26 protein-coding genes are annotated in these 25,672 nt (G+C 56.9%); 20 read left to right on the plus strand and 6 right to left on the minus strand.

Features of this window, described 5'->3' with window-relative positions; translation table 11 throughout:
- Window positions 1-126 precede the first annotated feature (126 nt).
- From Q1B46_RS15530 to smpB, 10 genes are all read left to right on the plus strand, one after another.
- Window positions 127-1,494: an MFS transporter gene (locus Q1B46_RS15530; protein ID WP_299949299.1), complete on the plus strand. Its 1,368-nt coding sequence runs from the start codon at window positions 127-129 to the stop codon at window positions 1,492-1,494.
- Window positions 1,491-2,354 carry a penicillin-insensitive murein endopeptidase gene (gene mepA / locus Q1B46_RS15535; protein ID WP_299949301.1) on the plus strand — a complete coding sequence of 288 codons (864 nt, stop codon included), beginning with the start codon at window positions 1,491-1,493 and terminating at the stop codon, window positions 2,352-2,354. Before Q1B46_RS15530 ends, mepA begins: the two co-directional genes overlap by 4 nt.
- Window positions 2,327-3,211 carry an esterase-like activity of phytase family protein gene (locus Q1B46_RS15540; RefSeq protein ID WP_299949303.1) on the plus strand — a complete coding sequence of 295 codons (885 nt, stop codon included), beginning with the start codon at window positions 2,327-2,329 and terminating at the stop codon, window positions 3,209-3,211. The genes mepA and Q1B46_RS15540 overlap by 28 nt, the downstream gene beginning before the upstream one ends.
- 91 nt (window positions 3,212-3,302) lie before the next feature.
- Window positions 3,303-3,947, plus strand: coding sequence for a queuosine precursor transporter (locus tag Q1B46_RS15545; protein ID WP_299949304.1), 645 nt, complete (start codon window positions 3,303-3,305; stop codon window positions 3,945-3,947).
- 262 nt (window positions 3,948-4,209) lie between these two features.
- Complete coding sequence (arfB, locus tag Q1B46_RS15550) at window positions 4,210-4,629, plus strand: alternative ribosome rescue aminoacyl-tRNA hydrolase ArfB (protein WP_299949306.1); 420 nt, start codon at window positions 4,210-4,212, stop codon at window positions 4,627-4,629.
- 60 nt (window positions 4,630-4,689) lie between these two features.
- The gene (locus Q1B46_RS15555; protein WP_299949309.1) at window positions 4,690-5,436 is read left to right on the plus strand and encodes an SDR family oxidoreductase; all 747 of its coding nucleotides are present in this window, start codon (window positions 4,690-4,692) and stop codon (window positions 5,434-5,436) included.
- A gap of 82 nt (window positions 5,437-5,518) precedes the next feature.
- Window positions 5,519-6,532, plus strand: coding sequence for a P1 family peptidase (locus Q1B46_RS15560; protein WP_299949311.1), 1,014 nt, complete (start codon window positions 5,519-5,521; stop codon window positions 6,530-6,532).
- A gap of 113 nt (window positions 6,533-6,645) precedes the next feature.
- Entirely contained in the window at window positions 6,646-7,059 is a 414-nt protein-coding gene (locus tag Q1B46_RS15565) for a c-type cytochrome (RefSeq protein ID WP_299949313.1), read from the plus strand.
- Between the two features lie 145 nt (window positions 7,060-7,204).
- A complete protein-coding gene (gene idi / locus Q1B46_RS15570; protein ID WP_299949315.1) occupies window positions 7,205-7,747 on the plus strand; it encodes an isopentenyl-diphosphate Delta-isomerase in 543 nt (180 codons plus the stop codon).
- A gap of 44 nt (window positions 7,748-7,791) precedes the next feature.
- The gene (smpB, locus tag Q1B46_RS15575; protein ID WP_299661898.1) at window positions 7,792-8,268 is read left to right on the plus strand and encodes an SsrA-binding protein SmpB; all 477 of its coding nucleotides are present in this window, start codon (window positions 7,792-7,794) and stop codon (window positions 8,266-8,268) included.
- Here the strand turns inward: smpB and glpK are convergent.
- The 3 genes from glpK to panB all read right to left on the minus strand — a co-directional run bounded on the left by glpK (window position 8,265) and on the right by panB (window position 11,501).
- The gene (gene glpK, locus Q1B46_RS15580; protein ID WP_299949317.1) at window positions 8,265-9,743 is read right to left on the minus strand and encodes a glycerol kinase GlpK; all 1,479 of its coding nucleotides are present in this window, start codon (window positions 9,741-9,743) and stop codon (window positions 8,265-8,267) included. The two genes, smpB and glpK, sit on opposite strands and share 4 nt — an antisense overlap.
- 70 nt (window positions 9,744-9,813) lie before the next feature.
- On the minus strand, window positions 9,814-10,665 hold the full coding sequence (panC, locus tag Q1B46_RS15585) for a pantoate--beta-alanine ligase (RefSeq protein ID WP_299949319.1): 852 nt from the start codon (window positions 10,663-10,665) through the stop codon (window positions 9,814-9,816).
- Window positions 10,662-11,501, minus strand: a complete 840-nt coding sequence (gene panB, locus Q1B46_RS15590; RefSeq protein ID WP_299949321.1) for a 3-methyl-2-oxobutanoate hydroxymethyltransferase — start codon at window positions 11,499-11,501, stop codon at window positions 10,662-10,664. The genes panC and panB overlap by 4 nt, the downstream gene beginning before the upstream one ends.
- A 169-nt stretch (window positions 11,502-11,670) precedes the next feature.
- Here panB and Q1B46_RS15595 point away from each other — a divergent pair, with 169 nt between their 5' ends.
- From Q1B46_RS15595 to Q1B46_RS15620, 6 genes are read left to right on the plus strand one after another with little or no spacing between them, the layout of a single operon-like run.
- Window positions 11,671-13,158, plus strand: a complete 1,488-nt coding sequence (locus tag Q1B46_RS15595) for an ABC transporter substrate-binding protein (RefSeq protein ID WP_299949322.1) — start codon at window positions 11,671-11,673, stop codon at window positions 13,156-13,158.
- Window positions 13,159-13,176: 18 nt separating this feature from the next.
- On the plus strand, window positions 13,177-14,196 hold the full coding sequence (locus tag Q1B46_RS15600) for a hypothetical protein (protein WP_299949324.1): 1,020 nt from the start codon (window positions 13,177-13,179) through the stop codon (window positions 14,194-14,196).
- Window positions 14,197-14,236: 40 nt separating this feature from the next.
- Complete coding sequence (locus Q1B46_RS15605; protein WP_299949326.1) at window positions 14,237-15,184, plus strand: ABC transporter permease; 948 nt, start codon at window positions 14,237-14,239, stop codon at window positions 15,182-15,184.
- Entirely contained in the window at window positions 15,181-15,996 is an 816-nt protein-coding gene (locus Q1B46_RS15610) for an ABC transporter permease (RefSeq protein ID WP_299949328.1), read from the plus strand. The genes Q1B46_RS15605 and Q1B46_RS15610 overlap by 4 nt, the downstream gene beginning before the upstream one ends.
- The gene (locus tag Q1B46_RS15615) at window positions 15,993-17,591 is read left to right on the plus strand and encodes a dipeptide ABC transporter ATP-binding protein (RefSeq protein WP_299949330.1); all 1,599 of its coding nucleotides are present in this window, start codon (window positions 15,993-15,995) and stop codon (window positions 17,589-17,591) included. Before Q1B46_RS15610 ends, Q1B46_RS15615 begins: the two co-directional genes overlap by 4 nt.
- 40 nt (window positions 17,592-17,631) lie before the next feature.
- Entirely contained in the window at window positions 17,632-19,083 is a 1,452-nt protein-coding gene (locus tag Q1B46_RS15620; RefSeq protein WP_299949332.1) for an aldehyde dehydrogenase family protein, read from the plus strand.
- A gap of 6 nt (window positions 19,084-19,089) precedes the next feature.
- Here Q1B46_RS15620 and pncB read toward each other — a convergent pair whose 3' ends face one another.
- Complete coding sequence (pncB, locus tag Q1B46_RS15625) at window positions 19,090-20,382, minus strand: nicotinate phosphoribosyltransferase (protein WP_299949334.1); 1,293 nt, start codon at window positions 20,380-20,382, stop codon at window positions 19,090-19,092.
- Window positions 20,383-20,544: 162 nt separating this feature from the next.
- Between pncB and Q1B46_RS15630 the strand changes: the two genes are divergently transcribed.
- Entirely contained in the window at window positions 20,545-21,075 is a 531-nt protein-coding gene (locus Q1B46_RS15630) for a hypothetical protein (RefSeq protein WP_299949336.1), read from the plus strand.
- A gap of 3 nt (window positions 21,076-21,078) precedes the next feature.
- Here the strand turns inward: Q1B46_RS15630 and pncA are convergent, their stop codons facing one another.
- A complete protein-coding gene (gene pncA / locus Q1B46_RS15635; protein WP_299949338.1) occupies window positions 21,079-21,672 on the minus strand; it encodes a bifunctional nicotinamidase/pyrazinamidase in 594 nt (197 codons plus the stop codon).
- A gap of 96 nt (window positions 21,673-21,768) precedes the next feature.
- Here pncA and Q1B46_RS15640 point away from each other — a divergent pair, with 96 nt between their 5' ends.
- Both Q1B46_RS15640 and Q1B46_RS15645 read left to right on the plus strand, forming a co-directional pair.
- Window positions 21,769-22,674 carry a rhodanese-related sulfurtransferase gene (locus Q1B46_RS15640; protein WP_299949340.1) on the plus strand — a complete coding sequence of 302 codons (906 nt, stop codon included), beginning with the start codon at window positions 21,769-21,771 and terminating at the stop codon, window positions 22,672-22,674.
- Between the two features lie 64 nt (window positions 22,675-22,738).
- The gene (locus tag Q1B46_RS15645; protein WP_299949342.1) at window positions 22,739-23,239 is read left to right on the plus strand and encodes a potassium channel family protein; all 501 of its coding nucleotides are present in this window, start codon (window positions 22,739-22,741) and stop codon (window positions 23,237-23,239) included.
- Between the two features lie 6 nt (window positions 23,240-23,245).
- On the opposite strand, the gene Q1B46_RS15650 is transcribed toward Q1B46_RS15645, so the two are convergent.
- A complete protein-coding gene (locus Q1B46_RS15650) occupies window positions 23,246-23,575 on the minus strand; it encodes a hypothetical protein (RefSeq protein WP_299949344.1) in 330 nt (109 codons plus the stop codon).
- Between the two features lie 189 nt (window positions 23,576-23,764).
- Here Q1B46_RS15650 and betB point away from each other — a divergent pair, with 189 nt between their 5' ends.
- The gene (gene betB, locus Q1B46_RS15655; RefSeq protein ID WP_299949346.1) at window positions 23,765-25,219 is read left to right on the plus strand and encodes a betaine-aldehyde dehydrogenase; all 1,455 of its coding nucleotides are present in this window, start codon (window positions 23,765-23,767) and stop codon (window positions 25,217-25,219) included.
- Window positions 25,220-25,672: the final 453 nt, after the last annotated feature.

A 25,672-nucleotide genomic window follows, 5' to 3' on the forward strand; every position in this document is an offset into this window, starting at 1 on the left:
GCGCTCCGTTGGTCAATTGCCTGAGACCTAAGCGCGCCGCGCGCAAAGAGCAAGTCCGCAACAACACAACGCTTGCGAAACCACTGAAAGCCCTCTCATATGAATTTAACGAGAGCAGGGGCAGACATGGCAGATATTTCCAAGCGCAAGCGCATATGGGGCTGGTGGTTTTTTGATTGGGCCAGTCAACCCTATCATACGTTGCTGGTTACCTTTGTCTTTGGACCCTATTTCGTCAGCGTTGCGGCACAGTATTACCTGACCTCGGGCCTGGCGGATGAAGCTGCCAAGGCGCAGGCACAGGTGGTCTGGGCGAACTGCATGACCATCATAGGGCTGATCATCGCCTTTGGGGCCCCATTGCTGGGCGCGATGGCGGATGTTTCGGGGCGGCGCACCCCTTGGATATTTGGCTTTTCGGTAATGTACGCGGTGGGCTCGGCGGCGCTTTGGTATACGATGCCCGATGGCTCGAACATGTGGCTGATGCTGTCAGCCTTTGGCCTTGGGTTTGTGGGGGCCGAATATGCGCTGATCTTTGTTAATTCCCAACTGCCCGATCTGGGGGATGACAGCGAGGTAGGCGAGATCTCGGGCTCGGGTTTTGCATTTGGTTATTTTGGGGGTCTGCTGTCGCTTGCCATCATGCTGGTACTGTTTGTTGAGCAACCCAATGGCAAAACCCTGATCGGGCTGGCCCCGATGTTGGGATTGGATGCATCGTTGCAGGAAGGCACGCGGTTTGTCGGGCCATTCACGGCTGGCTGGTTTGTCCTGTTCATGGTGCCTTATTTCCTGTGGGTCCGGGACGACCCGAATACCAAAAAACAAGGCAGCCTAGGCGAAGCGTTGCGATTGCTGGGAAAATCCGTCGCTGCGCTGCGTCACCGGGTGAGTCTGGCGACCTATCTTGGGTCGTCGATGTTCTACCGCGATGCATTGAACGGGCTTTATACGTTTGGCGGCACCTACGCGGCGCTGGTGCTGGAATGGGATCTGGTCAAGATCGGAGTGTTTGGGATTGTCAGCGTTCTGGCCTCGGCTATATTTGCTTGGGTCGGTGGCAAGATGGATCGGAAATACGGCCCTAAACCAGTAATATTGATTGCCATCTGGGTGTTGATCTTCGTCTGCCTCACTGTGGTGACAATGGACCGAACCCAAATCTATGGCATTGCCTTACCCGAAGGTTCCGGTCTGCCGGATATGGCATTTTTCGGTTGCGGAATTCTGATTGGCGGCATGGGAGGGATTTTGCAATCAGCCAGCCGCTCGATGATGGTGCGCCATACCGACCCTGCAACGCCTGTCGAAAGCTTTGGACTTTATGGTCTGTCAGGTCGGGCAACCGCATTTGCGGCCCCGCTTTTGATCGGTATTGCAACAGCCGCGACCGGGAGCGCAAGACTGGGGGTGTCACCGATCATTCTGTTGTTTATTCTGGGTCTAATCCTGATGCGCTGGGTGAAACCGGAAGGGGATCAGAGCAGATGATTTTATTACGTTTTCTGGCCATTTTGGCCGCTATGACACTGACAGGCATTGCTGAGGCACAACCGCTGGCCAAGCAGTTGTTCGGGGCTCAGAAAGTAGGTTCTGAGCAAAAGTCGGCCGCTTTCGGCAGTTATTCGCGCGGATGCGCCGCCGGATCGGTGCAACTGCCCGAGACAGGGCCCACATGGCAGGCGATGCGTCTTTCGCGTAACCGCAACTGGGGTCATCCGCAGGCGGTCGACTATGTGCAGGATCTCAGCCAGTTTGCGGCCAAGCAACCGGGGTGGAATGGTCTCTATATCGGCGATATCAGCCAGCCGCGCGGGGGGCCGATGACGTCGGGCCATCGCTCTCACCAATTGGGGCTTGATATCGACATCTGGATGCTGCCTGGGGACAACATGCGCCTCAGCCGAAAGGCACGAGAGAATATCTCGTCCATTTCCCTGCGCCGCGACAACGGGGCCTATGTCAACGGCAACTGGACCAAGCAACACCACGCGGTGCTGCGCGAAGCGGCCAAGGACAAGCGCGTGGCACGGATTTTCGTCTTTCCCGGCGCCAAGGTGCAGATGTGCAATGACGAGAAAGGCAACAAAGCCTACCTGCGCAAGATCAGGCCGTGGTGGGGACATCACTATCATTTTCACGTGCGTCTGAAATGCCCAAGGGGATCGAAAGGTTGCGTCAATCAGGATCCTCCGCCCAAGGGCGATGGCTGTGCCGAGGCGCAGCAATGGGTGCGCAATATTCTCAACCCGCCGCCCCCTGATCCGAATGCGCCCCCGCCGAAGAAACGCCGCGAGTATCGGCTGGCCGATTTACCCCAGCAATGCACTGCCGTTTTGCAATCCAACTGATAACAGCGCTGCTGTTAATCGGGCCGGTTTGGGCAGTTGAGCTTAAGCAAGCTTCGCTGCTGGACAATTATGTCTGGCGCAACAACGCTGATTGGTTCGGTGGGCTTTCGGCAATTCACATCTCAGAGAACGGTAGGCACCTGATCGCGGTCAGTGATCGATCAAAGCTGATCACGGCGCAGATCGAACGAGACGGGGATAGGATCAGCGATATCCGCATCCTCGGGCATTGGCCGATCCTGTCCAGCAAGGGGCGTGTCTTGAAAGGGTGGGCAGGGGATTCCGAAGGGTTCGCGCTTGCCCCGGATGGCAGCTTTTATATCTCGTTCGAAGGCGTTCATCGCGTGGTGCATTACGCTGCACCCGATTCCAACGCCCGGGTTTTGCCCCGTCCACGAGAGTTTCTGGATCTGAACCGCAATGGCTCGTTCGAGGCGTTGGCAATCGACGATCGTGGGCGGCTTTACACGCTGACCGAGAAAAACAGGACCGCTCAGGGCGACATCCCTATCTATCGCTGGGATGGCAGCCGTTGGTCGACACCCTTTGTTCTGCCCGCGCGGGGCAAGTTTCTGCCGGTCGCTGCTGATTTTGGTCCGGACGGAAGGCTATATGTCCTTGAACGGGCCGTCGCTTTCATCGGCTTTCGCTCGCGTCTGTGTCGATGGGAAATCGTCGATGATATTGCTCGGTCCGAGGAAACATTGCTTGAAACTGGCACCGGAACTCATGACAATCTCGAAGGTCTGTCAGTTTGGCGTGACGATCGGGGGCGTTTGCGCGCCACAATGATTTCGGATGACAACTTTCTGGCGCTGCAGCGGACCGAGGTGGTTGAATACTTGCTGCCCGATTGACAGGTCGCAAGCAAAGGTCTAAACGCACGGCCTGCCCTGGGATGAGCTTGGGGCCAAGTCGCCGCTACCTTGTCAAAACGGGCATCTGAACATGCAACGCAGCTATATTCCCGGCATCATTGCCATGGCCACCATTGTTGTGGCCTCAAACATCCTCGTCCAATTCCTGATCCTTGACGGACTGTTGACCTGGGGTGCTTTCACGTATCCATTTGCATACCTGGTCACAGATATCACCAACCGCGTCTATGGCGTGGGCCCGGCCCGTAAGGTGGTTTTTGCCGGCTTCGTCGTAGGTGTCATCTGTTCGCTGATCGGCAGCCAAATCATGCTACAGGGTGACGGGTTCACCTATGCCGCTGTTCCGCTCCGCGTTGCGGTTGCCTCTGGTATCGCGTTTCTTGTCGCTCAGCTTTCGGACGTGACCGTGTTCAACGCTGTGCGCGGCGGTCGCTGGTGGCGTGCGCCGCTGGCCTCGACTTTGGTCGGCTCGGCGCTGGATACCGTGATCTTCTTTACCATCGCGTTCTCGGCCTCGGTTACTTTCTTTGGTGCAAATGCAGACGCCGCGATCAGCTGGGCGTGGGAGCCTGTCCCGTTCATGTTGTCTGGCCCGATTGCCCCGCTGTGGGTGACGCTGGCTTTTGCGGATTGGCTGGTGAAGCTGTCGCTGGCACTAATCGCGCTGATCCCGTTCAAGATGATCGTCGGTCGCCTGACCGCGCGACATGCATAAAAAAGTTCTTTGAGATTGGCACAAGTTGTGTCACGCTTCTTTTTAACCGCAATAGATAGAAAAGGAGGTGATCCAGTGTCGAGAAAGAGATTGGAGAGAGGTGTCGGAACAACCGGGGGGATCGCCCGTTAGGGCAGCCCTTGGCGGAGCGCTCGCTCCGGCTGGTCGATTGATCTAACCGACCCACCTCCTGAACTTTCGAAGGGCCGTCCCGCCGGGGCGGCCCTTTTTGTTTCGACCTGCGCCTAGTAAGGTCTGCCTCATGTTGCGCATCAATGACGATATCACCCTGCAGGATTGGGAACTGACCGAAAGCTTTGTGCGGTCTTCCGGTCCCGGTGGGCAGAACGTGAACAAAGTCTCGACCGCTGTTGAATTGCGTTTCGAGGCGGCGCGCTCTCCTTCTCTGCCCGAGCCGGTCAAGAACCGGCTGAAACGGCTGGCAGGGCGGCGGTGGACCAAAGACGGGGCGATTATCATCCAGTGCGAAGAGACCCGCAGCCAAGCCCGCAACCGCGAAATCGCGCGGGGACGCTTGGCCGAGCTGATCGTTCGCGCAACGGTCAAACCCAAGCGAAGAATTGCGACGAAACCAACTTATGGTTCGGTCAAACGGCGGCTGGCTGCCAAAAAAGCCCGCGCAGACGTTAAATCCCTAAGGGGCAAAGTGTCTGAAGATTGAACTGGCAGATTCTTTGCACGTTGCTACTCTGCCACCGTAAGACGCAGGGGAGGTAAGGTCATGAGGCTTGAAGGAAAATCCGCGATCGTGACTGGTGGTGCATCCGGGTTTGGGGCGGGGATTGCGCAAAAGTTCCTTTCCGAAGGCGCGCGCGTGATGATTGCCGATATCAATGGCGATGCCGCCCGCGACATGGCCGCCGCATTGGGGGCAAATGCCATTCCTCAGCAGGTTGATGTCTCGGACGCGGCTTCTGTTCAGTCTATGGCAAATGTTGCAGCTGAGGTTTTTGGACACCTGGATATTCTGGTAAACAATGCAGGCGTGACCCACGTGCCGACACCGCTTGAAGACGTCAGTGAAGATGACTTTGATCGGGTTTTCGCCGTGAACATGAAATCGGTCTACCTGACCGCGCGCGCTTTCATACCGCAGATGAAAGCACAGGGGTCAGGCGCGGTCCTGAATGTGGCCTCGACAGCTGGGTTGTCACCGCGGCCCAATCTCAATTGGTACAATGCCTCCAAAGGTTGGATGATCACAGCAACCAAGACCATGGCGGTCGAGCTTGCCCCATCAGGTGTACGCGTGAACGCGATCTGTCCGGTGGCCGGCGAAACACCCCTGTTGAAGTCCTTCATGGGTGAGGATACCCCCGAAATCCGCGCCAAATTCCTATCGACCATCCCATTGGGTCGCTTCTCGACCCCCGAAGATATGGCCAATGCCGCCTGTTTCCTGTGCTCGGACGAAGCCAGTATGATTACGGGCACCGCGCTCGAGGTGGACGGGGGCCGATGCATTTGATCCGGACTTCATCTGGCCAAAAATATCTCCGCCAGAGGCAGCGCGCCCAAGCGCGCTTCCCTGCCCAACGTCGGAGGTTTCGATGACTCCTGGATCCAAAAACCTGATTACCGATGTCCCAGGCCTGAAGGTCGGCAACGCGCAGGACGAGGCGTTGAAATCGGGCACAACTGTTCTGACGGCGGACAAACCCTTTGTTGCTTCTGTCCATGTAATGGGGGGCGCACCGGGAACGCGGGAAACCGATTTGTTGGCGCCCGACAAATCCGTTGACCGGGTAGATGCGATCGCGCTGTCGGGCGGGTCGGCTTTTGGACTGGATGCCTGTTCAGGGGTATCCGACGCGATGCGGGCCGAGGGCCGAGGCTTTCAGGTAGGTCAGGCAATCGTCCCCATTATACCCGGCGCGATTCTGTTCGATCTGCTTAATGGTGGTGACAAAAACTGGATCGAAAACCCCTATCGCGCGTTGGGAAAGGCCGCATATCTATCGGCCTCACAGCATTTTGATCTTGGCACAGCAGGCGCAGGTGTGGGCGCCTTGTCGGCGATGCAGAAAGGGGGGCTGGGCTCTGCATCATTGGTACTGGAGAATGGTACAATGGTCGGCGCGCTGGTCGCTGCCAACCCTTTGGGCAGTGTCACGACGCCGGGTGATCGGCATTTCTGGGCGGCACCCTTTGAGATTGGCAACGAATTCGGTGGGCTGGGGCCAGACCCGACCTCCGGGCTCGGGCGCGTTCAAGCCAGTCGTAAAGCGGCGGCCATGCATAAAGCCCCGCCAGATCAAGGAAATACGACGATTGCGGTGGTTGCGACCGATGCGGCCTTGTCCAAGCCACAATGTCATCGGCTTGCAGTGGCAGCCCATGACGGCATTGCCCGTGCGATTGTGCCAGCGCATACCCCAGGGGACGGAGACCTCGTGTTCGGTATCAGCACCGGTGCGCGACGTGTAGATGAAGGCGCCCTGACCATGATTGGTCATGCGGCCTCGATCTGTCTGGCCCGCGCCATCGCACGGGCCGTCTATCTGGCGTCACCCAGTGCAGGCGATCTTCTGCCCTGCTGGTCAGCCGTACATGACTTAAGTTAAGGACGAACTGATCTTGGCTGTGACACAGTGCCATCGCGCGGCAATCTGCGCGTTGACTCTCTGCTGCGCCAGAGGTCCTTTCTGTGCAGCCAATTCGTATCGGAGCAAAAGCTATGAATCGTATCCTCGCCACCGCAATTGCCTGCCTGCTGGCCCTTCCAGCCTATGCTGAAGGTGACGCTGAAGCTGGCAAGAAAGCTTTCAACAAATGCAAATCCTGCCACATGATCGCTGATCCTGCCGGTGAGGTGATCGTCAAAGGCGGCAAGACCGGCCCGAACCTTTATGGCATCGCGGGCCGTACCGCTGGGACAGAAGAAGGTTTCAAATACGGTGACAGCATCGTGGCGGCGGGTGAAAACGGACTGGTCTGGGATGAAGAGACCTTTGTGGCCTATGCGCAAGACCCCAAGGCGTTTTTGAAGGAATATCTGGGTGAAACCTCGGCCAAGTCGAAAATGACCTTCAAACTGAAGAAGGGCGGCGAAGACGTTTACGCCTATATCGCGAGTGTTTCTGGCGAGTAACTCTGCCCAATAAAACCATGACAAAGTACAAAAGGCCGCAGCCCCTGCGGCCTTTCGTGCGATTGATTGATGCCTCATTCAACGTCACGCTGGGAAAAAACCGGGAAGGCCGCGCGCACCGGAGATTGCCAACAGGAGACGACAGATGGGAATCTTGATCCCGGCTTGGGTTGAGGGCGAATTGACCCCGGTTGATAAGCTGGAGGCACATGAAAAAGGCCTGAAGCATAAGGCGGTATCGGTCTTCGTCGTGCGTGGGACCGAGATATTGCTGCAACGCAGGGCGATGGGAAAATACCATACGCCGGGTCTCTGGGCGAATACCTGTTGCACCCATCCGGAATGGAACGAAAGCGCGTCGCATTGTGCAGTTCGCCGCCTGCGCGAGGAGCTGGGTATCACCGGGCTATACCCCGAATATCGGCACCGGTTGGAATATCACGCAGATGTCGGCAACGGGCTTGTCGAGAACGAGGTGGTCGATGTCTTTCTGGCCCATGTGCGTGGATCATTACAAATCGAGCCTAATCCAGATGAAGTGATGGATATTCGCTGGGTCGACTATCATGATCTGCTGGCCGAGGTTAAGCGCCACCCTGACCGTTTTACGCCGTGGCTCAAGATTTATTTGCACAACCACGCGGACACGATCTTTGGCCCTGACCTGATAATCTCGGCCAATTCGTAACCCTGCCTTGCAAGGCGCGCGCAAGCGGCCTACATCAACGCGTCATGGCCAAGCAGAAGACAGACCCGAATTACAAAGTTATCGCCGAAAACCGGCGCGCGCGCTTCGATTATGCAATCGAGGACGATCTCGAGTGCGGTCTCATTTTGGAGGGGTCCGAGGTCAAATCCCTGCGTGCGGGTGGGTCGAACATCGCTGAAAGCTATGCGTCCGTTGATGACGGAGAGCTGTGGCTGATCAACTGTTATATCGCGCCTTACGAACAGGCGAAGGTTTTCAAGCACGAAGAACGTCGTCGCCGCAAGCTGCTGGTGTCGCGTAAGGAACTGTCAAACCTGTGGAATGCGACCCAACGCAAGGGCATGACGCTTGTGCCGCTGGTTCTGTACTTCAATCACAAAGGCCGGGCGAAGCTGAAGATCGGCATCGCCAAGGGCAAGAAGCTACACGACAAGCGTGAAACGCAAGCCAAGCGGGATTGGTCACGACAGAAACAGCGTTTGATGAAGGACCACAGTTAGAAGGCCATGGTCGCCTGAACTGCCCGTTGCCAGCGCGCATAAGCCGCGTTTCGGTCGGCTTCGCCTTTCGTGGGCTCAAACCGGCGGTCCAGATCCCAGGTCTCGGCGAATCCTGCCTGATCCGGATAGACACCTGCTTTCATCCCCGCCAGCCATGCGGCACCAAGCGCGGTGGTTTCCTGCATCACCGGGCGGTCGACCGGAGCGCCCAGAATATCTGAAAGCCCCTGCATCGCCCAATCCGACGCGCTCATCCCGCCGTCGACGCGCAGGATCACGTGAGCTTCGGCCCCCCAATCGCCCTGCATCGCATGCCACAGGTCACGGGTTTGGAACGCGATGCTTTCCAGAGTGGCGCGCGCGATTTCGGCGCGGCCGGAATTGCGGGTCAGGCCAAAGATTGCGCCTCGGCAATCGGGTTTCCAGTAGGGTGCGCCCAACCCGGTGAACGCAGGCACAAGCACAACATGCTGGTTTGGATCGGCTTGCGCGGCCAGCTCACCGCTTTGTGGCGCGGCCTCGATAATCTGCAACGCGTCGCGCAACCATTGCACTGCCGCACCTGCGATGAAGATCGAGCCCTCAAGCGCATAGGTTTTCTGCCCATCCAACTGATAGGCAATGGTGGTAAGCAGACGGTTCTTCGATTCCACCGGCTGCGTACCGGTATTAAGCAGCGCGAAACAGCCAGTGCCATAGGTGGATTTCATCATACCGGGCTGGAAACAGGCCTGCCCGATTGTGGCGGCTTGCTGATCCCCGGCCACACCAAGAATCGGAATGCCGCCGCCGAACAGTGAGGTTGATCCAAAATCTGCCGCACAATCCCGCACATCAGGCAGTATGGCCTGTGGGATATCCAACAAATCGCAAATCTCGCTGCTCCATTGCCCCTTGTGAATGTCGAACAGCAATGTGCGGGCCGCATTGGTGGCATCGGTGGCGTGCACGCGGCCTTCGGTCAGTCGCCAGATCAGAAAGGTGTCGATTGTGCCGAACAGCAGCTCTCCGGCGGCGGCGCGATCACGCGCGCCAGGCACGGAATCAAGCAGCCATTTGACTTTGGTGCCAGAAAAATACGGATCCAGCAGTAGCCCGGTTTGCGCTGTCACATCATCTTCGCACCCTGCTTTGCGAAGCTCTTCACAAATCTCCGCGGTACGGCGGTCTTGCCAGACAATCGCGCTGTGGATCGGGGCACCGGTGGCTTTGTCCCAGATCACGGTGGTTTCGCGCTGATTGGTGATCCCAATTCCGGCGATCTGGGAAGCGGACACACCGGTTGTTTCCAGAGCATCGCGGCAAACGGTCAGAACGCTATCCCAGATTTCCTCAGCGTCATGTTCCACCCAGCCCTCTTGCGGGAAATGCTGCGTAAACTCTCGCTGTGCGGTGCCGACGCGCTGCATTTGCGCGTCGAACAGGATCGCACGAGACGATGTGGTGCCCTGATCGATTGCCAGAATATAGGTCATGCCTGTGCCCCTCCCACTTAGGTTTTGCAGGACTTTAGCGCAAACACCGTCAACCCTGCCAGAGGGGAATTCAGCCAGATGAAACCAACAGATTGTCGATCAACCGCACACCATCTGCCCAAGCCGCCGCAAACAGCCGCGCGGGGCGATTGGCGTGGGTCAAAGGCTCCAAAGTTTCGGCGCAGCGCAACTGCAGGTACTCGACATTGCTGAACCCGGCAGTCAATAGATCGGCCTGCGCCTTTGGAACCAACGCGCCAAACGCTTCGCCATTCTCCAGAGCTTGAACAAGCGCGCGCATGATGCGGTGTTTTTCGGCTGCAATTGCCAGACCGTTGTCCGACAGCTGTTGATTGCGCGACGACATCGCAAGACCCGAGGCTTCGCGTATAGTGGGGCAACCAACCACCTCGATCGGGATGTCAAGATCGCGTGCCATCCGACGGACGATCATAAGTTGCTGATAGTCTTTTTCGCCGAAATAGGCTCGATCTGCTTGCGTTTGCTGGAACAGTTTGGCGACTACGGTTGCCACACCGTCGAAATGACCCGGGCGGAATTCACCCTCCATGACATCAGTCAGGCCCGAGACAGAGACTGTTGTCGCAAACCCTTCAGGGTAGATTTCATCCGGGGCGGGCACGTAAATCGCGTCGATATCATAGGGCACCAGCTTTTCCGCGTCGTCCTGTTCAGTGCGTGGATAATTGGCGAGGTCTTCAGGGTTGTTGAATTGTTTGGGGTTCACGAAGATCGTCACAATCACCCGGTCGCATGCCGACTTCGCAGCCTCCGCCAGGGATAGATGTCCCTGATGTAGCGCCCCCATGGTGGGGACGACGCCAATTACCTCACCCTGTTTGTGCCATTCATGTGTCAGAGCGCGAAGAACCGCCAACCGGCGCAGAATAGGCGCGGTCATGTTTTAGGGCCTTTGACGGGGGCAGTATCGGCAAAGACATGTTCGTCTGCCGGAAAGCTGCGCGCACGCACTTCGGCGGCGTATTCCGCAATTGCGGCTTCGGCCAGTGGCCCGAGATCGGCATAGCGTTTGACGAATTTCGGTTTGAACGCAGTGAAAAAGCCCAGCATGTCATCCACCACCAGAATTTGCCCGTCGCACCCGGCCGAGGCGCCAATGCCGATGGTGGGGATCTCGATTTCAGAAGTAATCCGGTCAGCCAATCCTTGTGGAACCTTCTCTAACACGACGGAAAATGCACCCGCTTCGGTAACAGCATGCGCGTCGGCCAACACGGCCTGGGCCTGATCGGCACGGCCCTGAACCTTGTAGCCCCCCAATGTGTTGATCGATTGCGGTGTCAGGCCGATATGCGCCATTACCGGGATGCCGCGTTGCACCAGAAAGCGAATGGTTTCCGCCATCTCGACACCGCCTTCCAGCTTTACCGCCCCTGCGCCTGTTTCGGCCATCAGGCGTGCAGCGTTGCGAAAGGCCTGCGCCGGATCGTGCTCGTAGCTGGCGAAAGGCATGTCGATCACCATCATTGCCTTGTCCAGACCGCGGGCAACGGCCTGACCATGCATGATCATCATGTCCATGGTCACCCCAAGGGTCGAGGTCAGCCCATGCAGCACCATGCCGACGCTGTCACCCACCAGGACAAAGTCGCAATACGCATCCATCAACCGGGCCATCGGCGTGGTATACGCGGTCAGCGAGACCAGAGGAACGCGGCCTTTTTGGGCGCGGATATCCTGTGCGTTCGGGGCTTTCTTGCGGGCGGTGGCGCTCATGATCACTCCTCACAGGGTTCATGTTGCAGTGCGGCATAGCAGATGCGGCAAACGCAAAGAAACCCCGGTTGCGCCAACAATCCCTTGATTGACCCGGGGTTTCTGGCAGGATTGGTCTCAGAACGATCCGCAATCAGCGGAATATCGTACAATGTGGGGAGAGATTTTCATGACAAAGCAGCGCTTTCGCTCGTTCGCGTCGGCCTTGGCCCTTGGTGCCAGCCTGTTTGCCACACAGGCTTTGGCCAAATCGGATATCACTATCGCCATGCAGCTTGAGCCACCGCACCTGGACCCGACCAGTGCTGCCGCGCAAGCCATTGATTCGGTGGTGTACACCAATATCTTCGAGGGTCTGACCCGTTTCATGGGGGACGGATCGGTCGTTCCCGGGTTGGCCGAAAGCTGGGAAATCTCAGAAGATGGCACCGTGTACACGTTCAAACTGCGCGATGGCGTGACCTTCCATGACGGCTCAACAATGGATGCCGAGGACGTCAAGTTCAGCCTGGACCGTGCCACCGCCGAAGATAGCGCCAATGCGCAGAAGGCTTTGTTTGCAGGGATCGAGACGGTCGAGGTCGTGGACCCTCTGACCGTTCGGGTGACGTTGAAAGAACCAAACGGCAATTTCCTATTCAACCTGGCTTGGGGTGATGCGGTAATTGTTGCCCCTGAAAGTATCGAGAACATCAAAACCAACCCGGTTGGTACGGGTGCGTTTACCTTTGCGGATTGGGTCCAGGGGGACAGCATCACCCTAAATCGCAACCCTGATTATTGGGGTGAACAGCCTGCGTTAGAGACTGCAACGTTCAAATTTATCTCGGATCCGACAGCTGCCTTTGCCGCAATGATGGCCGAGGATGTGGATGTATTCGACAACTTCCCTGCGCCCGAGAACCTGCCGCAGTTTGAAGCCGATCCGCGCTTTCAGCTCCTTGTCGGCTCGACTGAAGGTGAAACCATTTTGTCGACCAACAATAAACAAGCCCCGTTTGATGATATTCTGGTGCGACAAGCCTTGGCCCATGCGATTGATCGGCAGGCTATCATCGACGGTGCGATGTTTGGCTATGGCACGCCCATCGGCACCCATTTCGCACCGCACAACCCGGCTTACGTCGATCTGACGGGAGATTCTGCCTACGATCCCGAACAAGCCAAGGCGCTTTTGGCAGAGGCTGGATTTCCTGACGGGTTCGAGACCACGCTACACCTGCCGCCGCCGTCTTATGCCCGGCGCGGTGGTGAGATCATAGCTGCCCAACTGTCCGAAGTTGGCATCACTGCCGAGATCATCAATGTAGAATGGGCGCAGTGGTTGGAAAGCGTGTTCAAGGGCAAGGAATTCGGCCTGACCATTGTCAGCCATACCGAACCGATGGATATCGGCATCTATGCGCGCCCCGACTATTACTTCCAATATGACAGCACTGATTTTCAGGCTTTGATGAATACGCTGAATTCGACCACGGACCCTGATGAACGTACCCGTTTGCTGGGAGAGGCGCAGCGCCTGATATCAACCGACTACGTCAACGGCTATCTGTTCCAGCTTGCCAAGCTTGGCGTGGCTAAGGCTGGGGTGCAGGGGCTTTGGGTAAATGCACCCACAGCTGCAATCGACCTGACTGCGATCAGTTGGGACGAATAAGCTAAAGGAGGCCCGCGCATGATCAGGCCAGTCCTCGTCGCACTTGCAATTGCGACGCAGATTGTTGTTGTGCCTGCTGTTCGGGCCGAGTCTTCGCTTGAACAGGCCGTCGCGTTGTGGCTGCAGGGCGACGATATGCAAGCCCTGCCGATGCTGTCGGAACTTGCAGCCGACGGTGACGTAGAAGCACGCTTGCTGCTGGGGCGGATCGAAACATCCGACTTGGGGCCATCGCCTTATCGTCAGTCGCTTGGACCTGATCAATCGCGCGAGTTATTTCGCCAAAAGGATTGGTCGGCATTTGGTCTGCCGTGGTTGACGGTTGAGGCGCGCGCTGGAAATGGGCTGGCTCAAGCTTTGCTGCAGTCCAAGCGCCCAGAGCCCGATCTTGATCTGATCACAAAACTCAACGCTTTTGGTGAACATCAGGCCACCGACTACCCTACACGCATCATCGCGCTATATGGCGATGCGAATATGCGTGAGACGTTGCTAGCCGATGATCAGGTCATGAGCGACCTAAAGCCCTATCTGACTTATCTGTCCGAGAATCCTGAGCCACGCGGGGACGGCCTTGCAGCGCTGCGCCATATTCAACCTGATCCGATTGACCCGATTACGGATCAGGCGTTGGGCATGGCAGGCCTGCTGGCGCTTGGGTTGGGGTATGGCGATGTATCTTCTGACAACCCGTGGCGACCGGCTGTTGAAGACTGGCTGATGAATTCGGCTTCAACCCGACCCATCGCGCAGCTTTGCACCGAACTTTGCGCCGATGAAGCACCCAATTGCGCCTTTGCATTTCTGGCGCTGTCCGGTGGGTATTTCGAGGCTATCCGCATCGACAGCCCGCTTGAATCGGTCATTCCACAAGCGGAATTTCTGGATAGCCCGCGTGCCAGGTTGATGGTCCTTCGTCGCGCTGTGTTGGCGCGCACCGAGACCAACCTTGAATGGCTGTCCGATACCGAACCTGCCGCCGAGCTTTCGGCCTGCGCCATCAACCTGATCGGGGACGAACGCCAGGCCTATAAGTAGGTGCTGGACCCCTGCGATCCGCACACTTAACCTGTTACCAATGCTACGCTATGCCCTCAAACGTCTGCTGTCGCTAATCCTGAGTCTGGCCGTCGCCTCGGTCGTCATCTTTGTGGTGATCGAGATTGCGCCCGGCGATCCGGCGTCGTTCATGTTGGGCGTAAACGCGCAAGCCGATACTTTGGCTGCACTCCGGGCCGAGTTAGGCCTCGATGTCTCGAAGGCCGAACGGTATTTCAACTGGGTCGGTGGGATGCTGGTGGGGGATTTCGGCACGTCCTATACCTATCGCACACCAGTATCGCAGATGATTGCGGATCGGATGTGGGTCTCATTGCCGCTAGCTATCTATGCGTTGACCTTGTCGACTCTGATCGCCTTTCCCGCTGGTATCTACGCAGCCGCACGCCGCGGCAAACCGGGTGATGTGGCTGTCATGGGTGCGACCCAACTCGGGATCGCAGTGCCGAACTTCTGGTTTGCTATGATGCTGGTGCTGGTCTTCGCGATCAATTTGCGCTGGTTCAATGCCGGAGGGTTCGCGGGCTGGGAAAACGGCCTTTGGACAGGTTTGCGTTCTCTGACCCTACCGGCCATCGCTCTCGCCCTACCGCAAGCGGCGATCCTTGCACGGGTCATGCGATCGGCCCTGTTGGACATTCTGTCCGAGGATTTCATGCGCACCGCGCGCGCCAAGGGCCTTTCGCATCGTCAGGCGCTCTGGCGACACGGGGTGCGGAATGCTCTGATCCCAGTGCTAACAATTATCGGGCTGCAGTTCTCATTCCTGCTGGCAGGATCGATCATCATTGAACAGGTGTTCTATTTGCCCGGCCTTGGGCGGCTTGTATTTCAGGCGATCTCGGCCCGCGATCTGATCGTGGTGGAATCGGTTGTCATGCTGTTGGTCTTTGCTGTCATCATGGTGAACTTTATGGTCGATCTGGCCTACGCCGCCGTCGACCCAAGGCTGAGGAGCAGGACGTGAGCCGTAATCTGATCCTTGGCGCAGCATTGTCCTCGCTGGTTCTGATGGCGGCCCTGATGTCATTTATCTGGACACCGTACGACCACGCTGTGCTGAACATACCGGCCAAACTGCAACCTCCAAACGCGCAAAACTGGTTCGGTACAGATCATTTCGGGCGTGACATGTTCTCGATGATCATGGTCGGCGCGCGCACGTCGATCGCTGTGGCATTGGTGGCCGTTGGGATCGGTATGACGTTGGGGGTTCCTTTGGGTCTGACAGCCGCTGCGCGCAAAGGGTCGTGGCTGGACGAGTTCATCATGCGCGGCAACGATCTGGTCTTTGCCTTCCCCTCACTGGTTATCGCCATCTTGATCACCGCAGTCTTTGGAGCCGGTGCTATCAACGCGATTATCGCAATCGGTATCTTCAACATCCCTGTTTTTGCCCGCATTACACGCGGCGCGGCCCTATCGCTATGGGAGCGCGAATTCATCCTCGCCGCCCGCGTTTCGGGCAAAGGCGCGGCACGGATATCAGCCGAGCACATCCTGCCCAATGTCGCCAACCTGTTGATCGTACAGGGGACCATCCAGTTCTCATTGGGTATTCTGGCCGAGGCCGGGCTGTCTTATGTCGGGCTGGGTGCGCAACCGCCAACACCAAGTTGGGGCAGAATGCTGGCTGACGCGCAGACAATGGTCAGTTTTGCCCCGCATTTGGCTCTGATTCCGGGTTTGGCGATCATCATGACAGTGCTGGGTTTGAACCTGTTGGGCGATGGCCTGCGCGACTGGCTGGACCCTCGGATAAGGGTAGCCCGCGCATGAGCCTTTTGCAGATCAAGGACCTATCGCTAACGATTCACGGCACACAGATCCTGAAGCGGATCAACCTATCAATCGAACCAGGACAGATCGTGGCTGTAACGGGCGAAAGCGGTTCAGGTAAATCAATGACGGCGCTTGCCGTGATGCAGCTGTTGCCTAATGGCGCCGAAGTGGATGGGGCGCTTCAGCTTGACGGTCAGAACTTGCTGAACATGCCTGAGGTTGAGAGGTGCGCGCTGCGAGGCGCTTCGATCGGTATGGTGTTTCAAGAGCCGATGACCGCTCTGAACCCGGTGAAAACAATTGGCGATCAGGTGATGGAGACCATCCTGATCCACAAGGCTATGCCCCCCGCCAAAGCCCGCGCGCGCGCGGAAGAGGTGTTGGCCCGCGTCGGATTGCCGACCAGTCGATATCCGATGACGCGTTATCCGCACGAGTTGTCGGGTGGCCAGCGTCAGCGGGTGGTAATTGCCATGGCGATTGCGCTACGTCCTCGGCTGCTGATCGCGGATGAGCCTACGACAGCGCTCGATGTGACGACGCAGGCGCAAATCCTCGATCTGCTCAAGGGGCTGGTGTCGGAATACGGTATGGGCTTGTTGATGATCACCCATGATCTGGCGGTGGTTGCTGATATGGCGGACCAGATCGTAGTTATGCGGTATGGGGAAGTGGTTGAAACCGGCGCAACTGAACATCTGTTGCGCAATATGCAGCACCCCTATACCCGCATGCTGTTCGAAGCCTCTGGCCATCAGGTGGATCTGCCTGCATCCCCTGAACCGCAGCCCTTGCTGGAAGTCGAAAATGTTGTCCGAGATTACCGTCTGCCCCGAAAACGCTTGTTTGATGCGCCCGGTCATCATCGGGCGGTCGATCAGGTCAGCTTTACCCTGAACCGGGGTGAGCGATTGGGTTTGGTTGGAGAGTCTGGATGCGGTAAATCGACCCTAACACGCGCAATATTGGGTCTGGAAGAGGTGCAACAGGGCCGGATTTCTTTGGACGGTCAGCCTGTATTCACAGGTCACAAACCCAATCTGGCGGTACGCCGCAAGATGCAGGTGGTCTTTCAGGACCCATATGGCAGCTTCAATCCCCGCCACAGGGTTGCGCGGCTGATCACCGAACCTTTCCATCTGCTGGACACACCGCCAACCGGGTCAGATCGGCAGGATCGCATTGCCGAGATGCTTACTGCGGTGGGCCTCAGCCCGGATGACGCGGGCAGGTATGTTCACGAATTCTCGGGTGGGCAGAGGCAGCGGATAGCCATTGCCCGCGCTCTGATCATCCAGCCCGAGTTGATCCTGTTTGATGAGGCGGTCTCGGCCCTTGATGTCTCGGTCCGTGCCCAGATCCTTGATCTTCTTGCCGAGCTCTGCGCGACCTATGATCTGACCTATCTGTTCATCAGCCATGACCTGAGCGTGGTTCGAACGATCACCGACAAAGTCTTAGTGATGCAAGATGGCAAAATTGTCGAGCAAGGTGAGACAGAGCAGGTCTTCACCCAGCCGCAGCATCCTTACACGAGAACGCTTATCGATGCGGCACCCAGCCTGCCAGAGATCGGGCAGGGGGCCGCATGACCCAAATGTACTTTATTAGAGCCTGATTCAGGAGTATCTGATGTCCAACCCTCTCTGGTTCAATCCCGGTCGCTGCTTGATTGGCGGTGATTGGAAAGCCCCCGTGTCGGCGCAATCTTTAACGCTGGTCAATCCGTCTGATGGCTCGGAAATCTGCCAGATCGCCCGTGGTACAGAACCCGATATTGACGCCGCCGTTCAAGCCGCCCAAACGGCGCGGAATGGTGGTTGGGGACGCATGACAGCGTTGGAGCGGGGGCGCATTCTTACTCGACTGGGGCAACTGGTACTGGATCGAGTGGATGATTTGGCGCAGCTAGAGGCAATGGATGTTGGCAAGCCGCTGACCCAGGCGCGCGCTGATGCAGTTGCCTTGGCGCGATACTGCGAGTTCTACGGCGGCGCAGCGGACAAGGTAATGGGGGAAACCATTCCCTATCTCGATGGCTATACGGTTTACACGCTGCGCGAGCCGCATGGTGTGACGGGCCATATCGTTCCGTGGAACTATCCGATGCAGATTATTGGCCGTTCAGTCGGGGCGGCGCTGGCAATGGGTAATGCCTGCGTTCTGAAACCAGCGGAAGAGGCCTGCCTGACCGCATTGGCCTTTGCCCATCTCGCGCTTGACGCTGGTCTGCCGCCCGGAGCGCTGAATGTAGTGCCCGGGCTTGGGGCTGAGGCGGGTGCGGCTTTGTCGTCGCATCCGGGCATCGATCATATCTCATTCACCGGGTCGGTTGCCACAGGGGCGTTGGTTCAGCAAGCGGCAGGTAAAAACGTGGTCCCAGTGACGCTGGAATTGGGCGGCAAGTCCCCACAACTGGTCTTTGACGATGCCGATCTGGATGCGGCGCTACCTTTTTTGGTGAATGCGGGCATTCAGAATGCTGGTCAGACTTGTTCGGCCTCGTCTCGCATACTGGTTCAGCGGGGCGTTTATGAACAGGTCAAATCCCGCATGGCCGAGGCCTACCGTCAGTTGACCGTGGGACCTGCAATGCAGGACCTACGTGTTGGGCCATTGATCTCGGACCGGCAGAAACAGATCGTTGGTGGCTTTCTGGAGAAGGGTGCGGATCTAACCGTCGCTGGACAAGGCCAAATCGTAGACAGCGCCACTGAGGCTGGGGCCTATGTTCAACCCACACTCTTTGCTGATGTCCCCCCCGATCATGTGCTCGCACGCGATGAGATATTTGGCCCCGTGCAGGTTTTGATCCCGTTTGAGACCGAAGAACAGGCTCTAACAATAGCTAATAATACTGATTACGGCCTTGTCGCCAGCGTCTGGACTCGCGACGGCGGACGCCAGATGCGATTGGCAAAGGGACTGAAGTCGGGGCAAGTGTTCATCAACAACTATGGTGCGGGTGGCGGCGTTGAGCTGCCTTTTGGCGGCGTCGGCAAATCTGGCCACGGCCGCGAAAAGGGGTTCGAGGCGCTTTATGGATTCTCACAGCTGAAGACGGTCGCGGCCTATCACGGCTAGTGCGGATTAGACGATCACTTCGATCGCCTTCTGCGCTCCGACGCTGAAAACCCGTTTGTACCGCTCAATCTGATCGGCTGGTCCCATCGCCTTTTCCGGATTGTCTGACAGCTTAACCGTTGGGTTACCATTGGCGGATACTGCCTTGCAGACCAGCGAGAACGGGGCCAGCGCGTCATTTGGTACAAGGTCTCGGAAGTCATTGGTCAGCAACGTGCCCCAGCCGAACGAGACGTTGGTCTGACCCGCGAACTGAGCATGCAATTCGCGGATATTTTCCACGTCCAAACCGTCCGAGAAGATAATCCGTTTCTGTCTCGGGTCTTCACCTCGTGATTTCCACCAGTCTATTGCGATTTCTGCCCCGGTTGCAGGATCGCCGCTGTCAATACGTATACCTGTCCAGCCCGCCAACCAGTCAGGTGCACGGTCCAAGAACCCTTTGGTGCCGTATGTATCAGGCAGAATGATGCGCAGATTGCCGTCATGTTCCTCGTGCCAATCGCTGAGGACATCATAAGGTGCCTGCGCAAGCGCGGAATCATCTTCGGCCAATGCGGAATAGACCATGGGCAGTTCATGTGCATTTGTGCCAATCGCCTCAACTTCACGGCGCATCGCGATCAGACAGTTTGACGTGCCGGTAAAGGCAGGCCCCAGGCCTTCGATCATGGCCTGAACACACCAGTCCTGCCAAAGGAACGAATGCCGCCGCCGCGTGCCGAAATCCGCGATACTCAGCCCCTTGATTGATCGCAACTTTGCGATCTTCTCCCACACGCGCGTCATCGCTTGGGCATAAAGTACCTGAAGTTCGAACCGGCGCATCTCATTGAGCACGGCTCGTGAACGTAGCTCCATCAGGACGGCCAATGCCGGGATCTCCCATAACATGACCTCGTGCCACTTGCCCTCGAATGTCAGTTCGTACTGATCGCCTTTGCGTTCAAGATGGTAGGGCGGCAGGTGTAAGTTCTCGAACCACTCTATGAAATCGGGCCGGAACATCTGGCGTTTGCCATAGAATGTGTTGCCCCGCAGAAAGGTGCTTTCCCCGCGGCTCAGGCTGAGAGAACGGATGTGATCCAGCTGCTCGCGCAGCTCACCTTCATCGATCAATCGGGCCAAAGGCACGTGATTCGACCGGTTGATCAGGGAAAAAACAACGTCTGTTTGGGGCTTATTGCGAAACACTGACTGGCACATCAGCAGTTTGTAGAAGTCTGTGTCTATTAAAGACCGCACAATTGGGTCAATTTTCCATTTGTGATTGTAGACTCGCGTCGCGATGTCGACCATGGGGACCTCCTGCGATTTCTTTTGTTAGATCAATCAGAGCTCTGATTGGCAAGAGTCGCCGGATTGGTAACAATGCCCATGACAAGACACATTGCGGGCATATTATGAGTATCCTTCACGCATATGTGAGGGTTGGGGTTGGTAAGAGGTTGAATGTAGTGGATGAGTCTCGAGTACGACTTTGACATAGTGGCGATAGCTCCGGATGAAGTTGATCCGGAACATGGGAACACGGCGGTAACAGGTCGGCCCCCGGTGCGGGCGCAGTTCAGGAATATCAAGACTGCGGATGCCTTGCGGGCGGCTTCTCCTAAGATACGCCGGATATTTCTGGAATCCGGATTTAGTCTGGATACGGTGGGTGGCACTCGGTCTTCGGGTTATTTTCGACCCGAAGACTCGGAGAATCGCCTCGTAATCCTGAAGCGGCTTTTTGCGAATATTCGGAACATGGGTGTTCAGGGCGAATATTGCGGGGAATTTAATTTCCATCACTTCCTGGCGCATGTCCGGGCAGCGAAACCGGGGCATGTGCTCCGGTCCCCACCCACGCGACCTGTTCAACCCGCAAGCACCGGCTCGGCACGGCCTGAGCGGCGCACCCTTGTTGGGCGCTTGGGTTTTGCGTTGGGGCTGGCTGTGATCTTGTTTGTCCTGCTGAAGCTTTTGGCAGCGCAAGGTGCTGCGCCTTGATCATCAGGCCAATGTAACGCCCGCCTCACGCATGGCTTTTTCGGCCGTGGATAAAGATCCATCCATATCGATGGCGCGACACAGGTCGGTTTTGACGGTGATGTCAAAACCCAGTCGTGCTGCGTCTACAGCCGAGTAATATACACAGAAATCCGTCGCCAACCCGACCATCGTCAACTGACTGATCCCGCGCGCCTCAAGATAACCTTTCAGGCCGGTGGGGGTGGAATGATCATTTTCGAAAAACGCTGAATAGCTGTCAATGGCATTGCGAAAGCCCTTTCGGATGATCAGGTCGCCATCGGTGCGCAAATCCGGGTGAAACTCAGCACCATCAGAGCCTTGGACGCAATGGTCAGGCCACAGAACCTGCGGGCCGTATGGCATTTCGATCATTTCGAACGGGGATTTGCCCGCATGTGAGCTGGCGAACGAAGAGTGCCCAGCCGGATGCCAGTCTTGTGTCAGAAGGACTGCATCGAATTCATCCATGATTGCGTTGATCGGAGTGACGATTTCATCCCCGCCGGTTACCGCCAGTGCACCACCGGGGCAGAAATCATTCTGAACATCAATAACGAGCAGGGCATGGGACATATCGGCCTCCTTAAGTTGCGTTATCGGTATGGCGCGCTGCGTGGATCGTCAATGCGGTCTCTTGTGTGTTTTTGCCAAGGGCATTAAATCGCGCACATGTACACAATTGCTGCTCTATATCATTTCACGCGTTTTCCTGACCCTGATGCGCTGCGCCCCGCCTTGCAGGAGCTGTGTCAGGCGCAATCAGTCAAAGGGACTTTGCTTTTGGCGCAAGAAGGGATCAACGGCACCATCGCCGGACCCCGCGCAGGTATCGACGCTGTTCTGGCGCATATCCGTACGCTGCCGGGCTGTGCCGATCTTGAGTGGAAAGAGGCGATCTCGGACCATCCACCCTTTGGCAAGATGAAGGTGCGTCTGAAAAAAGAGATCGTCACCATGGGACAGCCTGATGTCGATCCTCGTGCCAGTGTCGGGAATTATGTCGAGCCTGAGGATTGGAACGACTTGATCCGCTCGGATGATGTCGTCGTGATCGACACGCGCAATGACTATGAGGTTGCGATTGGCACGTTCGAGGGTGCAATAGACCCTAATACGGCCAGTTTTCGCGATTTTCCGGCCTGGTGGGAAGAGAACAAGGAGCGCTTTCACAACAAGCGCGTTGCCATGTTTTGCACCGGGGGCATCCGCTGTGAGAAATCCACCAACTATTTGCTTGGGCAGGGGGTTGAGGATGTCTATCACCTCAAAGGTGGTATCCTGCGCTATCTGGAGGAGATGCCGCCCAAGGACAGCACGTGGCAGGGCGAATGCTTTGTATTCGATAACCGCGTTTCGGTCGGCCATGGGTTGGTTGAGGGGCCTCACAAGCTGTGCCACGGTTGCCGTCGCCCGATCCTGCCCGAAGATGTGAAGCGCCCAGAATACGAGCATGGCGTGTCTTGCCATCGATGTGTCGACGAAACCTCAGAACAGGATAAAGCGCGCTTTCGCGAGCGGCAGAAACAAATCCAACTGGCCCGTGTAAGGGGCGAAGAACATCTGGGGTCTGACTGAAATCAGCTTGCGGGCCGCGCCGGAAACAGGCCTGATGCGATCAGACCAGTAAGACGGAGCGCAAATGTCGTACGAGCCCAGAACTCTGGATGAATGGAAATCCACCTTGCTGGCGGCGTTTGGATTGGTCCTGGCCAGCTTTCTTGCCTGGTACGGCCTGTCGCGCCTGAACGAGAGTACCGCAGGCGATACGATCGGGACCACAGCGTCAGTCGGATTGGTGATCTGGATGGTGTCGCAGTCATACTACTATGTGACTCAGGTGAAATCCCCGCGCCGGATGCTGTTTCTGATGGGGGTATCCTTTATTCAGGTCGTTCCATTCCTGTTTGCCGCCGTTTACGGGGCTTTCGGGTACGAAGATCGTTGTGTCGTCGGGGCTAACGGTCCAGCGGATATCCTGTATTTCTCATACGTCACCTTCACGACCGTCGGCTATGGCGACATGTCTCCAATAGGCTTGTGCCGCGGGTTGGCGGCGGCCGAGGCAGTGACGGGTTATATCCTGCTGGGCATGTTCGTCGCGGCTGCGGTGGCGCTCTATGCGCGCAATCACGGTAAATAGACTGGTCTATTTGTTTTGATCAATCCAGCGCGACATCATTTGCTTGTCGCGGAAACACTCGGACGGGATCGGACGGCGTTTACTGCGCGAGATGCGCTCGGCAAAGGCGACCTGCTTGCCGGTTGGGTAGTTTGCAAAGGGCGACGGATCCTGCGGTTTATGGGCTGATATCCAGTCTGACAGGGATTTGCGGTCATGCCGTGCCTCGACCGGAATCTCAAGCGCGGTTTGCTGCGCAATGGCGCGGGCATAGCGCATCTGCCGGTCGGTGACGGGCAGCAGGTGATAGTCGTTTGATGGGTCGCCATAGGCGGATTTTCGTATGTTCTGGGCCATCGGTTGATCCTCTGACTATATAGAACATAAATAGAACATTAACCTTTTATTTCAAGAGAAGCCCGCTGAGTTCGGCAATAAACTGCTAACACTCAGATTATTGACTGGCCAGTCAATAAAATATAAACCGGCCCGCACCGCACAGTGTTCCCTTGGCAAGCGGGGATTTCGGAACAGAAAGGACTCGGCATGAAGTTTCAGCCAAAGGCCAGCCACTTTATCAACGGCGAATATGTTGAAGACACGAATGGCGCACCTATCGACGTAATCTACCCAGCGACTGGCGAAGTCATCGCGCGACTGCATTCTGCTACGCCAGCAATCGTCGAAAAGGCTCTAAACAGCGCCAAAACAGCTCAAGCGGCCTGGGCCGCCATGTCGGGGACCGAACGGGGCCGGGTATTGCGGCGCGCCGCCGACATCATGCGCGAACGTAACCGTGAGCTTTCAATCATCGAAACACATGACACGGGTAAACCTTTGCAGGAAACGCTGGTATCCGATGCGACCAGCGGCGCGGATGCGCTGGAATATTTCGGTGGTCTGGCCGCGTCGCTAACAGGTGAGCATATACCCTTGGGCGGCGGTGATTTCGTTTATACCATCCGCGAGGCACTGGGCGTCTGCGTGGGCATCGGCGCGTGGAACTACCCGACGCAGATCGCGTGCTGGAAGGGTGCGCCCGCGTTGGCTTGTGGAAATACGATGGTCTTCAAACCGTCCGAGACCACTCCGCTATCGGCATTGCAGGTAGCCGAGATCCTGATCGAGGCCGGGGCGCCCAAAGGCGTTTACAATGTGATTCAGGGTTACGGAGACGTCGGCGCCAGCCTGGTCACTGACCGGCGTGTGGCCAAAGTCTCGTTGACAGGCTCGGTTCCAACGGGTCGCAAAGTGTATGCGGCCGCGGCTGATGGCATGAAACATGTCACCATGGAGTTGGGCGGCAAGTCCCCGATGATCGTGTTCGACGATGCAAATATCGAAAACGCCGTGTCGGGTGCAATTTTGGGCAATTTCTATTCCTCGGGGCAGGTGTGCTCCAACGGCACGCGGGTGTTTGTCCAAAAGGGTATCAAGGAAGCGTTCCTAGCACGCTTGTCCGAACGCCTCGCCGCTGCGAAGATCGGCGATCCGATGGATGAGGAAGTAAACTTTGGCCCGATGGTCAGCGAAAACCAGATGAATATCGCGCTTGGCTATGTCGAAAAAGGCACGGCCGAAGGCGCACGATTGATTTATGGCGGCGAACAAGTCGAAAGTGATGGTTTCTACATGCAGCCCACGGTCTTTGCCGACGTCAGTGATGACATGGCAATCGCGCGCGAAGAGATTTTTGGACCGGTGATGTCGGTTCTCGATTTCGATACCGAAGAAGAGGTCCTGGCCCGCGCCAACGATACCGAGTTCGGTCTGGCTGCTGGTGTCTTTACCAACGATTTGACCCGCGCACACCGCATTGTGGCTGGATTCGAGGCAGGGACTTGTTACATCAATACCTACAATCTCGCTCCGGTCGAGGCACCATTCGGTGGATCAAAAATGTCTGGCGTAGGGCGCGAGAATTCGAAACTTGCAATTAATCACTTCAGTGAGATGAAAACCGTCTATGTCTCGATGAATGATGTCGATGCGCCTTACTGATTAAAACCCACGCACTGGTGGTTGTGATCGGCGGTTGTTCGATCTTCAACTATCTGCACAGTCGGGTTGCTAGCCTGGCGCTGACCTTTGTTGGATAGGCCTTGCTTGACGCCGTTGATTTCTGGGCGTGGCAGGGCTGCGGGTGACTTCAGCATCTAATAAGCGGCTCACGGTGCTTAACCTTTCTGGGTCGATATTGACCGGGTCGGGCCAATCGATAAGAAACCCTCAATCACTACCGTCGCTGGGTCTATGCCTCTATCGACCGAGTCCGGATGTTAACGCTTGGATGTGAACTGTCGCATTCGCAAAGCAAGTTTTCTGATACCCACGCCACTTAGCCCGACACCGACAAGGAAGGCGGACATAGGCCGAAATCGATACCTTTGTTGGAACAGAGTCCCTTTCAGACGATTTCCATGCCTGCGGAATTCGGGAGCTTACCCAGAACCA

The sequence above is a fragment of the uncultured Ruegeria sp. genome (assembly GCF_947500045.1).
Taxonomy (GTDB): Bacteria; Pseudomonadota; Alphaproteobacteria; order Rhodobacterales; family Rhodobacteraceae; genus Ruegeria.

Excerpts from the sequence above, each read along its gene's own strand:
- Q1B46_RS15530 (WP_299949299.1), top strand. The coding sequence starts at position 127 with ATGGCAGATATTTCCAAGCGCAAGCGCATATGGGGCTGGTGGTTTTTT.
- mepA (WP_299949301.1), top strand. The coding sequence starts at position 1,491 with ATGATTTTATTACGTTTTCTGGCCATTTTGGCCGCTATGACACTGACA.
- Q1B46_RS15540 (WP_299949303.1), top strand. The coding sequence starts at position 2,327 with ATGCACTGCCGTTTTGCAATCCAACTGATAACAGCGCTGCTGTTAATC.
- Q1B46_RS15545 (WP_299949304.1), top strand. The coding sequence starts at position 3,303 with ATGCAACGCAGCTATATTCCCGGCATCATTGCCATGGCCACCATTGTT.
- arfB (WP_299949306.1), top strand. The coding sequence starts at position 4,210 with ATGTTGCGCATCAATGACGATATCACCCTGCAGGATTGGGAACTGACC.
- Q1B46_RS15555 (WP_299949309.1), top strand. The coding sequence starts at position 4,690 with ATGAGGCTTGAAGGAAAATCCGCGATCGTGACTGGTGGTGCATCCGGG.
- Q1B46_RS15560 (WP_299949311.1), top strand. The coding sequence starts at position 5,519 with ATGACTCCTGGATCCAAAAACCTGATTACCGATGTCCCAGGCCTGAAG.
- Q1B46_RS15565 (WP_299949313.1), top strand. The coding sequence starts at position 6,646 with ATGAATCGTATCCTCGCCACCGCAATTGCCTGCCTGCTGGCCCTTCCA.
- idi (WP_299949315.1), top strand. The coding sequence starts at position 7,205 with ATGGGAATCTTGATCCCGGCTTGGGTTGAGGGCGAATTGACCCCGGTT.
- smpB (WP_299661898.1), top strand. The coding sequence starts at position 7,792 with ATGGCCAAGCAGAAGACAGACCCGAATTACAAAGTTATCGCCGAAAAC.
- glpK (WP_299949317.1), bottom strand. The coding sequence starts at position 9,743 with ATGACCTATATTCTGGCAATCGATCAGGGCACCACATCGTCTCGTGCG.
- panC (WP_299949319.1), bottom strand. The coding sequence starts at position 10,665 with ATGACCGCGCCTATTCTGCGCCGGTTGGCGGTTCTTCGCGCTCTGACA.
- panB (WP_299949321.1), bottom strand. The coding sequence starts at position 11,501 with ATGAGCGCCACCGCCCGCAAGAAAGCCCCGAACGCACAGGATATCCGC.
- Q1B46_RS15595 (WP_299949322.1), top strand. The coding sequence starts at position 11,671 with ATGACAAAGCAGCGCTTTCGCTCGTTCGCGTCGGCCTTGGCCCTTGGT.
- Q1B46_RS15600 (WP_299949324.1), top strand. The coding sequence starts at position 13,177 with ATGATCAGGCCAGTCCTCGTCGCACTTGCAATTGCGACGCAGATTGTT.
- Q1B46_RS15605 (WP_299949326.1), top strand. The coding sequence starts at position 14,237 with ATGCTACGCTATGCCCTCAAACGTCTGCTGTCGCTAATCCTGAGTCTG.
- Q1B46_RS15615 (WP_299949330.1), top strand. The coding sequence starts at position 15,993 with ATGAGCCTTTTGCAGATCAAGGACCTATCGCTAACGATTCACGGCACA.
- Q1B46_RS15620 (WP_299949332.1), top strand. The coding sequence starts at position 17,632 with ATGTCCAACCCTCTCTGGTTCAATCCCGGTCGCTGCTTGATTGGCGGT.
- pncB (WP_299949334.1), bottom strand. The coding sequence starts at position 20,382 with ATGGTCGACATCGCGACGCGAGTCTACAATCACAAATGGAAAATTGAC.
- Q1B46_RS15630 (WP_299949336.1), top strand. The coding sequence starts at position 20,545 with ATGAGTCTCGAGTACGACTTTGACATAGTGGCGATAGCTCCGGATGAA.
- pncA (WP_299949338.1), bottom strand. The coding sequence starts at position 21,672 with ATGTCCCATGCCCTGCTCGTTATTGATGTTCAGAATGATTTCTGCCCC.
- Q1B46_RS15640 (WP_299949340.1), top strand. The coding sequence starts at position 21,769 with ATGTACACAATTGCTGCTCTATATCATTTCACGCGTTTTCCTGACCCT.
- Q1B46_RS15645 (WP_299949342.1), top strand. The coding sequence starts at position 22,739 with ATGTCGTACGAGCCCAGAACTCTGGATGAATGGAAATCCACCTTGCTG.
- Q1B46_RS15650 (WP_299949344.1), bottom strand. The coding sequence starts at position 23,575 with ATGGCCCAGAACATACGAAAATCCGCCTATGGCGACCCATCAAACGAC.
- betB (WP_299949346.1), top strand. The coding sequence starts at position 23,765 with ATGAAGTTTCAGCCAAAGGCCAGCCACTTTATCAACGGCGAATATGTT.